Source organism: Nostoc sp., from assembly GCF_054880495.1.
Map to the genome: position 1 here is coordinate 1 of NZ_JBTYKD010000113.1, position 8,756 is coordinate 8,756.

7 protein-coding genes are annotated in these 8,756 nt (G+C 41.8%); 4 read left to right on the top strand and 3 right to left on the bottom strand.

Annotated elements, in window-relative coordinates; all coding sequences use genetic code 11:
• Both ACYTXL_RS12775 and ACYTXL_RS12780 read right to left on the bottom strand, forming a co-directional pair.
• Positions 1 to 380, bottom strand: a 380-nt coding sequence (locus ACYTXL_RS12775) for a tetratricopeptide repeat protein (protein ID WP_461925079.1), incomplete at its 3' end; no start/stop codon positions are given.
• Between the two features lie 384 nt (positions 381 to 764).
• Positions 765 to 2,327, bottom strand: coding sequence for a serine/threonine protein kinase (locus ACYTXL_RS12780; protein WP_461925080.1), 1,563 nt, complete (start codon positions 2,325 to 2,327; stop codon positions 765 to 767).
• Between the two features lie 358 nt (positions 2,328 to 2,685).
• Here ACYTXL_RS12780 and ACYTXL_RS12785 point away from each other — a divergent pair, with 358 nt between their 5' ends.
• From ACYTXL_RS12785 to ACYTXL_RS12800, 4 genes are all read left to right on the top strand, one after another.
• The gene (locus ACYTXL_RS12785) at positions 2,686 to 3,945 is read left to right on the top strand and encodes a Pvc16 family protein (RefSeq protein WP_461925081.1); all 1,260 of its coding nucleotides are present in this window, start codon (positions 2,686 to 2,688) and stop codon (positions 3,943 to 3,945) included.
• On the top strand, positions 3,942 to 5,987 hold the full coding sequence (locus ACYTXL_RS12790) for an ATP-binding protein (protein ID WP_461925082.1): 2,046 nt from the start codon (positions 3,942 to 3,944) through the stop codon (positions 5,985 to 5,987). The genes ACYTXL_RS12785 and ACYTXL_RS12790 overlap by 4 nt, the downstream gene beginning before the upstream one ends.
• 531 nt (positions 5,988 to 6,518) lie before the next feature.
• Positions 6,519 to 6,803 carry a hypothetical protein gene (locus tag ACYTXL_RS12795; RefSeq protein ID WP_461925083.1) on the top strand — a complete coding sequence of 95 codons (285 nt, stop codon included), beginning with the start codon at positions 6,519 to 6,521 and terminating at the stop codon, positions 6,801 to 6,803.
• Positions 6,804 to 7,175: 372 nt separating this feature from the next.
• A complete protein-coding gene (locus tag ACYTXL_RS12800; protein ID WP_461925084.1) occupies positions 7,176 to 8,591 on the top strand; it encodes an eCIS core domain-containing protein in 1,416 nt (471 codons plus the stop codon).
• Here the strand turns inward: ACYTXL_RS12800 and ACYTXL_RS12805 are convergent.
• A partial coding sequence (locus ACYTXL_RS12805) for a hypothetical protein (protein WP_461925085.1) occupies positions 8,573 to 8,756 on the bottom strand: 184 nt, incomplete at its 5' end. The two genes, ACYTXL_RS12800 and ACYTXL_RS12805, sit on opposite strands and share 19 nt — an antisense overlap.

Here is an 8,756-nt window from a genome sequence, read left to right on the forward strand (position 1 = left end):
TCGTAGGACGCAACAGCTTCTTCATGTCGTCCTAAATTCCTCAGCGCAATTCCCCGATTATACCAAGTTGTGTGATCGTCTGGTTCAATTTGTATGGCTTTATCGTAGGACGCAACAGCTTCTTCATGTCGTCCTAAATTCCTCAGCGCAATTCCCCGATTATACCAAGTTGTGTGATCGTCTGGTTCAATTTGTATAGCTTTATCGTAGGATGCAACAGCACTTTCAAAATCTTGCCCAGCAGCGAATAAATCTCCTAGATCCAGTAAGATTCTGGCTCTTTGTTCAAGTGATTGCTCTGTTTCTAAAAGCATCTCGCATTTCAAAATTTTTTGAGTGCGTTCTTCTGAATTTAAATTTATATATTTAGATTTACTCATATAGATTAGAACTTACACATTTACAGGAAAAACCAAATATCAGTAGGGTTGAGTCGATGGGGGCTACAGGGCAAACGCATCTAAATATTGACGAGCTACCCTAAGAGTGAAATGAAGCAAGACCGTTATCAGATATGACTTTGGTGGAAATTGAATGTTAATTTTCTAGTAATAATCATTATATATCTTTAATCGCATATACTTTGAGCCACTATAAAAAGCATATTTAATTTTTGCAAAAAAACTCAATATACCTATATTCTTTACTTCCTTCTTACCTGTAATCACTCAGTGGATAGAGTCAGGCTTCACCAAACTATTGCCTAAATTTTACTTATTTCCTTTCTCAACAAGTATTGTGAGGAATCAAACTGGATTGCTATATCAGAATTTAGGAGGTTCCGGTTTCTCTGGTACCACGCAAATATTATCTATTTGAGTTTTTATCTGATCGAATAAAGGTTTAGGAATCTTATCATTTACTTGATAAGCATCAAAACACTTGTTTTCATTCGCTAATTGAATAGCGTATTTCTGTCGGCATTCATTAAGTATTTCTTGCACTTGCGAGTAAATGCCTGAATCTGAATTTACTTTCACGGATAAATGAATACATTTTTTGTAGTTTGATTTACTTTGTGCTGTCTTAATTTCGTTTAAAGTTTGTATCGATATCACCAAAGGATAAGCAAAAAAACCAGCAACACAAGCAGTAAGAAGTATGGTGACGCTAGTCACTACTCTTAGAGAATAATTCTTGGGTTTTTGAAAAGTTGTTTTATCTGGATTAATTTGAGGATTAAAAGATTTGCCGCTTGTTGGATGTGAATTATCTACTACAGGAGGGTCTTGTAATATAGTGTCCTCTGGCGGCTGTGGTATTTGATCTCTAGTGTCTTCAAGGGGAAATTTTTTGTCTGGATTTATGGGTCGTACTATGGTTATTTCATCGGAACCTTTTAAAGGAGATGGAGATGGAGAAACAGGTTCTGGAAGAATCCTCTTTGGTGATTTAATTAATACCAAAATAGCTTGCAAAGCCAAATTTAATTCTTCTACAGAAGCAAAACGCTTATCTGGCTCTTTTTCTAAACACCGCATCACTGCTGCTTCTAATTGTGCAGGCAAATCTTCACAATCAAGTTGCGATCGCAATGGTTTTGGCGGTTCATTAGTATGGGCATACATCCAGGAAGCTTCACTGTGATGGCGTGTATTGATACTGAACCCAAAAGGGTCTGCACTACTTAACATTTCATAAATAATAATACCTAAGCTGTAAATATCTGAGCGTTGATCTAGATTAATTACACCTTTTAATTGTTCAGGGGATGCATAGCGGAAAGTTCCTAAAAATGCACTTGTGAATTGTGTCTGCTCAAAAGACTCGTTACGAATCTTGGCAATGCCAAAATCGACAATTTTAGCAACTTCTCTAGAATCTATGTTTTCTAAAAAGATATTATCTGGCTTGATGTCACGGTGTACAACCTGAATGCGTTCAGTTGCGCCCTGTCGCTCTATGTTGACACCTGTATGAGCATGTTGTAACCCTTTACAAACCTGCGTCACTATATTAATAGTTCTCTCCACAGATAGCCGCTTTTCGCGTAAAAGCAGCTGCCTTAATGACTGACCGCGAAGATATTCCATTACATAAAATGGATAACCTTGAGTCGTCACACCGCAGTCGGTAACTTGCACAATATTTTCACTGTCGAGTGCTGCACATATTTCGATTTCGCGCTCGAAACGTCTTCTCATTTCCTGAGATGCTCCCAGCGTATCTTTGAGAATTTTGAGCGCAACTTGCTTACCTATGCGGGTATCCATTGCCAAAAATACATCGCCCATACCACCCCCGCCCAACAGCTTATCCAGACGATATCGGTTATTATCACCTAGCGCACGACCTATCCAAGAGTTTGGGGTAGAAGGGGAATTCATTTGGTTATAACTATTTTGCTATTTTTATAATTTTGAATTTATCAAACTTACTTTACCGAAGCAGCAAATCAAAATACAAACTTAACTATGAAATCTTTACCCAAAGTCAATTGCTATCAATATTGAGTAATTTTTTATACATCAAAGCCAACATAGAGATTTTAGAAAAGCAACAGTACAATATCTGGGTCAATATTGACCGTGAGTTTAAATTTTTAGATGCTGTTGTGAGATAAGAGGTTCCTGATGGAGGAAAATAAACTCATATTGTTAATTACAGTTCTTAACCTCTAATTTTCGGAAAAATCTTGAATCCAGCATGAAGAATTACTTGTTGCATTAGCCTGGAGAAATCAGAATGAGTAATGCGCTTTCAATCGCAGCAGTGACAGCAGTACTCAAGGACTTAATCGAAAATGGTTTAGTTCAAGATGCGATCGCCACTAGTGTTGGTGATGTAGTAGTTACTGCACTTCCCCCCGATCGCATTACCCAAGGAACCGACGAACGCGCTCAAATCAATCTCTTTCTCTATCAAGTGACGCAAAATCGTAATGCTGATTGGATATCGGAGGAATACCGCAGCAAGCGGCGACAATTGGGTGATGTGCGTCAACACCCACCTCTAGCACTAGACTTGCATTATTTAATCACCGCCTATGGTGCCAAGGACTTTCAAGCAGAACTTTTATTTGGTTATGTGATGCAGTTATTGCACGATACACCTGTGTTTAGCCGCGAATTAATAGAAACTGCTTTAAAAAATGCCGCAAAAGTGAATACTTCCAGTGTTCTCTCCCAAGCTTTGACATCTGTATCAATCGCTGATGTTGCTGAAAACATCGGGCAGATTAAAATTTCTCCAGAGTTTTTTAATATGGAAGATACCTCAAAACTTTGGTCTTCCTTACAAACTCCCTATCGTCCCTCAGCCCCATATCAGGTATCAATGGTGTTAATTGATAGCCGGAATGCTCCAAAATTAGTAGATACTGTAGATACTAATAAACTGCCTTTCTTGACACCTGTGATTGAACAAGTTACTCCTCCATCATCAGCAGGTAAAGCCTTGATGATTTGCGGTAAAAACCTGCGGGGAGATCTAACGCGGGTACGACTACAGGGGATAGACAAGTTAATTGAGCCGAAAGCATTTCAAGACAAGCAACTCAGCGTGTATTTACCCCCTAGTTTATTGGCTGGTATCTATGGGCTACAAGTGGTACATCTAAAAATGCCCACCCCTGGAATGTCACATCATGAAACTGCATCAAATATTGCGGCTTTTGTCTTGCATCCCACAATTAATGCTACAGTTGCTCAAATTCAAGCCAGTGGTGATAATTTATATACAACCGAAATTACAGTTAAATTTAACCCTAAAATTGGCAAGCAGCAGCAGTTAGTTTTACTGTTAAATGAAGTATCAAATAATATTAGTGAAGAATATTATTTCGCTGTAGTATCCCGCACCGATGACACTGATATAATTACTATTCCTGTAAAAAATATCAAAGCAGGAACTTATTTTGTTCGGGTGCAAGTAGATGGGGCAGAAAGCCCCCTGAACAAAAATTCAGCCGGGGAATACGATTCGCCACAGGTAACAATACCATGAACCCTTCCACAGCTAATGAAAATTGGTTTGACGCTAACCACCGCTATCTCCTCGCAGCTTTAGCTATAGTCCGTGCAGCATTAGAACAGTATACAACCACAGAGAAAAGGGATTTAGAAGGATTAGAGGCAAACAACCAACAACTCCAAGAACAATTACAGGCAGCAGCAACAGCAATGCCTTCACCTTCGGCGATCGCCAGGGTATGTCGAATATTTGGTTTGTCACCCTTTGAGCGCGATATATTGCTATTGTGTGCTGGCATAGAATTTAGCGGCGAGTTTCATCGTTTATGTACTATTGCCAACAAAGACACCCAGAAATATTACCCAACCTTTAGTCTAGCTTTAGCAGCCTTACCTAACCCCCGTTGGGATGCGTTAACTCCCAATGCCGCCTTGCGTCGCTGGCGCTTAATCAAAATTGGCGAAGGACATACACTTACCCTGAGTCCCCTGAGAATAGACGAAAGAATATTACATTATCTGGTCGGTACACAATACCTTGATGACAGACTAGCAGGTATCATTGAATCGGTAAATTCTACAGGTGAATTGGTTCCCTCTCACCAAGAATTAGCAGAACGCATCACCAATATACTGGGACATCATTACCAAGCCAACAGCTTACCCGTAATTCAATTATGTGGTGTGGAAACAGCTAGCAAACAAGCGATCGCTGCCACAGTTTGTCACAATCTTGGTTTAAACCTGTGCGTGATGACAGCGCGGGTAGTGCCAGTAGTACCGGGAGAACTAGAAAACCTCATTCGCTTGTGGACTCGTGAAGTTATTTTAAGCGGCAGTGCCTTACTGCTAGATTGCCAGGAAGTCGATACAACTGATATTCCCCGCATGACAGCAATTAGCCATTTGATAGAACGCATCAACGGCGTTTTGATCATTAGCAGTCGGGAAGGAATGGGAGTAAAACAGCGATCGGCAATTCGTTTTGATGTCAATAAACCCACCTCAAAGGAGCAAAATCTAGTTTGGCAAAATGCTCTAGCGGAACTAGCACCAGAAGTAAACGGGCAAGTTAAAAGCTTAGTAAATCAGTTTAACCTGGGAGCCGATACCATTCGCGCTGCTTGTGCAGAAGCCGCAGGATATTTGAGTCAAGAGCGAAAAAACGACAAGGGGGACAAGGGGGTATTTTCTGCCCTGCTCCCCTCTCCCGATTCCCTGAGCGATATCATCTGGGATGCTTGTCGAGTCCAAGCCCGTCCCCGTTTAGATGAACTGGCACAACGTATTGAACCAGGAGCTACTTGGGAAGATTTGGTATTACCGGAGACACAGAAACAAATTTTAATTGATGTGGCAGCACACGTTCGCCAACGAGGTAAAGTCTACGAAACCTGGGGATTTGGTGGCAAAAGTGCGCGGGGTTTGGGAATTAGCGCTTTATTTGCCGGGGCTAGTGGTACAGGTAAAACCTTAGCGGCGGAGGTGTTAGCAAATACATTGCGATTGGATTTGTATCGCATTGATTTATCTTCGGTAGTCAGTAAATATATTGGGGAAACAGAGAAAAATTTACGACAAGTATTTGACGCTGCCGAACAGGGAGGCGTGATTTTGCTGTTTGATGAAGCTGATGCTTTGTTTGGTAAACGCAGCGAGGTAAAAGACGCAAGGGATAGATACGCCAATATCGAAGTTAGCTATCTATTGCAGCGGATGGAATGTTATCCAGGCTTGGCAATTCTCACAACTAACTTAAAAAGTGCGATCGATACAGCATTTATGCGAAGAATCAGGTTTGTGGTGCAATTTCCCTTTCCTGATGCTGTACAGCGTGCCGAAATTTGGCGGCGGATTTTTCCATTTGATACCCCGACTCAAAATTTGGATGCCACTCAACTAGCGCGGCTAAGTGTAGCAGGCGGTAATATTCGTAACATTGCCTTGAATGCGGCGTTTTTAGCTGCGGATGCGGGGGAAGCAGTGCAAATGAAACACTTATTGCGATCTGCTCAAAGTGAATATGCGAAGTTAGAGAAACCGTTGACGGAGGCGGAAGTTGGGGGATGGGCGTGAGTTTGCAGCCAATATTTAGACTTTAGTCGAATATGGCAGACTTTTGAGAAATTGTATTGTGGTTATTATCTCAAATAGGAGCGATCTCACTATAGCTGCTAAATGCGATCACTAATATCTTAGCGACTGTCTTAACGGTCAAGTACTCGAATACCAGAAAATGCGATTCGCGCTTTGGGATTTTGGGAATAGATTAACAAAATTAGTAGAGGCGATTGCTTTTTAGTTTTTGGGAGTGCGTTAGCGCAGCTTAACCTTGGTGAAAGATGCTCCAAAGGAGCTAGTTATCGAGTTTGCTGTTATAAATTGCGATTGCTTATCCTTTAGTTTTTAGAACAACAGCCAGATAACGAACAATCTGTAGTTGCTGGATGGTAGCTTTGTTCGCTCTACCTCTATTTACAAGTGTACGGAGTGCTGTATACATTTTATCGTATAGACTACGATAAATTACTTAAGCTACAATATCAAAAAGAAAAAATTTCATGTTTTACTTTTCTAAAGCACTACAACGTGCAGGCAACTGGTGCCGTGAAATTTGCCGAAATGGATTCCAACCAGGCACAGGTAGTAGGAACCTATCGTGTTCATAGCTATGAACTTGGTGAGGGTGAAAACGGTAAACTTATCAAGCTATTGCCAGATGGGAGAATAGAAAGCGAGACAGGATCTACTGGCTCGTGGTCACTTTTCGATCAAGGCAGCAAAACCTACGTCATACAACTTGCAGGTAAACGTGGCACTCTAATATTTTGGCCAGCCGTAGGTTTCTCGAAGGAAGCCACTGGCAATCCCGATCTAGAACTAATCCGATAGTAGTTTGGAAAGTTGGTGGTGGGGCAATACGGTTTGTGTAAGTTGTTGTCCAGCAGGCGTGGTAGGGAACAAACTTATTCATAACTCAATACCTTTGCCAATTTACGAGGGTAAGTTTATGTATTAACTCTCTTGTTTCTAAGGCTTGGCAAAAACAATAAGTCCTAAAAGTTAATTCAAGTTAGACGCAAGTTTTTTTACCGTATTGTCCGCATTATCTTGTAAACTAAACGCTTATGTCTGTGTAATTTTAACAGTGTAAGCCAAAAGAACTTTAGTAGATTATTCAGGAATATCAGCAGGATATAGAATTTATACAGATAGCTATGGTTTGAAAGTAGCAATATAGCCAATTATAGGGAAACTGGCGAAATGAGCGATCGCATAAAAATCCAACGGCGTAAACAAATAGCAGAGAGCTATTCCTATCCACAATTAGCAACAGACACACAAGCTTTGAGGATGGGTAATGCTCAAGGGACTGTGAGCCACGAAATTAGCCGCATTTCCCTACGTCCCCAAGCGCAACTCACAGTTAGCCAACCAGGAGATTTTTACGAACAAGAAGCAGATCGAGTTGCCCAGCAGGTCATGGGTATGGGTGATCACAAAAATAATCATGCTGTGCAACGTGAGGTCAGTCCCCAAGATGAAGAGGAAAATTTACAATTAAAATCTTTAGGCAATACCATTACTCCCCTCGTGCAACGGGAAGAAATACCTGAAGAAGAGGAGGAAGAAGAACTAGTGCAAGCTAAGTCTTCGCTACAAAGGTTTGATGATGGTGGGTTAGAAGCTAGTAGTGATATTGCCAATAAATTGCACAGTCGCCAAGGACAAGGACATCCCTTAGCAGATGATGTGCGAAACTTTATGGAACCCCGCTTTGGTGTTGATTTTAGCAATGTCAAAGTTCATACCGATGGCGAAGCGGTGAAGATAGCGCGAAATTTAGACGCACAGGCTTTGACTTATGGTAATGATGTATATTTTGGTGGGGGGAAATCGCCCGGAAATAATGAGTTGACAGCGCATGAGTTGACCCATGTAGTGCAGCAGACTGGTGCAGTTCAACGAGAACCAAATGATGAGGGGGAAACTACGACATCCACAACGCCGGAATCTGGTGCAGGAATTGAACCCTTTGATATCCAAATCCCTTTCTCGACTCCTGAACCGATTGATATTCCAACCAGAAGTTCGGATGAGCCTGAACCAGGTGATTATCCATTGCCAGATAATTCAACCTATGCAATGGCAAAACTGGTGGAGGGGGCACCGTTAGTTCAGCGAGATGATAACGACAAGCCCCATCCCAGTGCGGATGCCCAAAACCAAAGCACATTAGGCTTGGTATCACCAACAGGACCCCCTGCACCGTGGTCACTTCAAGGAACTCTCATTTACCGAAACATCAATGTCGGGCAACTCACAAAACCCCAAAATAAGTCCTGGTTAGACTTTGGGCATGAGCCAAATATCAGTCTTACCTTGGATTCTCAAGGTGGTTTTTCAATTCAGGAAGCCATAACCTTGATTAACTTGCACTGGACACCGCCGTGGAATAAAGAGCTTGAGGTTGGTTTGCAAGCAGCGGCAACGCAATCTCTACTGCCTAAGCTGTCCTCAGCCTACGGCGGTAGCGTTCAGGCAGAACAACACATCATTCCGTGGTTTAGCATCACACTCAACATCAGTGGTAACTTGACACCAGGGCAACGGGGTGAAAAGGGAACGTTTTCTGCCACCGCCGGATTGGGCGGGTTGATTCACTTTGATGGGCTATAGATCGGGTTAGCGGATGTATAAATCTGTAAAACTAAAGCGATCGCAGCAATATAAGCAACTAAGGGAGATGGAGTAAGCAACTCAGGTCTAAAGACACTGAGCTTTAGCCCAGATCGAACATCCCAAACAAAGACATTTGTCCTTGCAACTGGCACGTCAACCCCG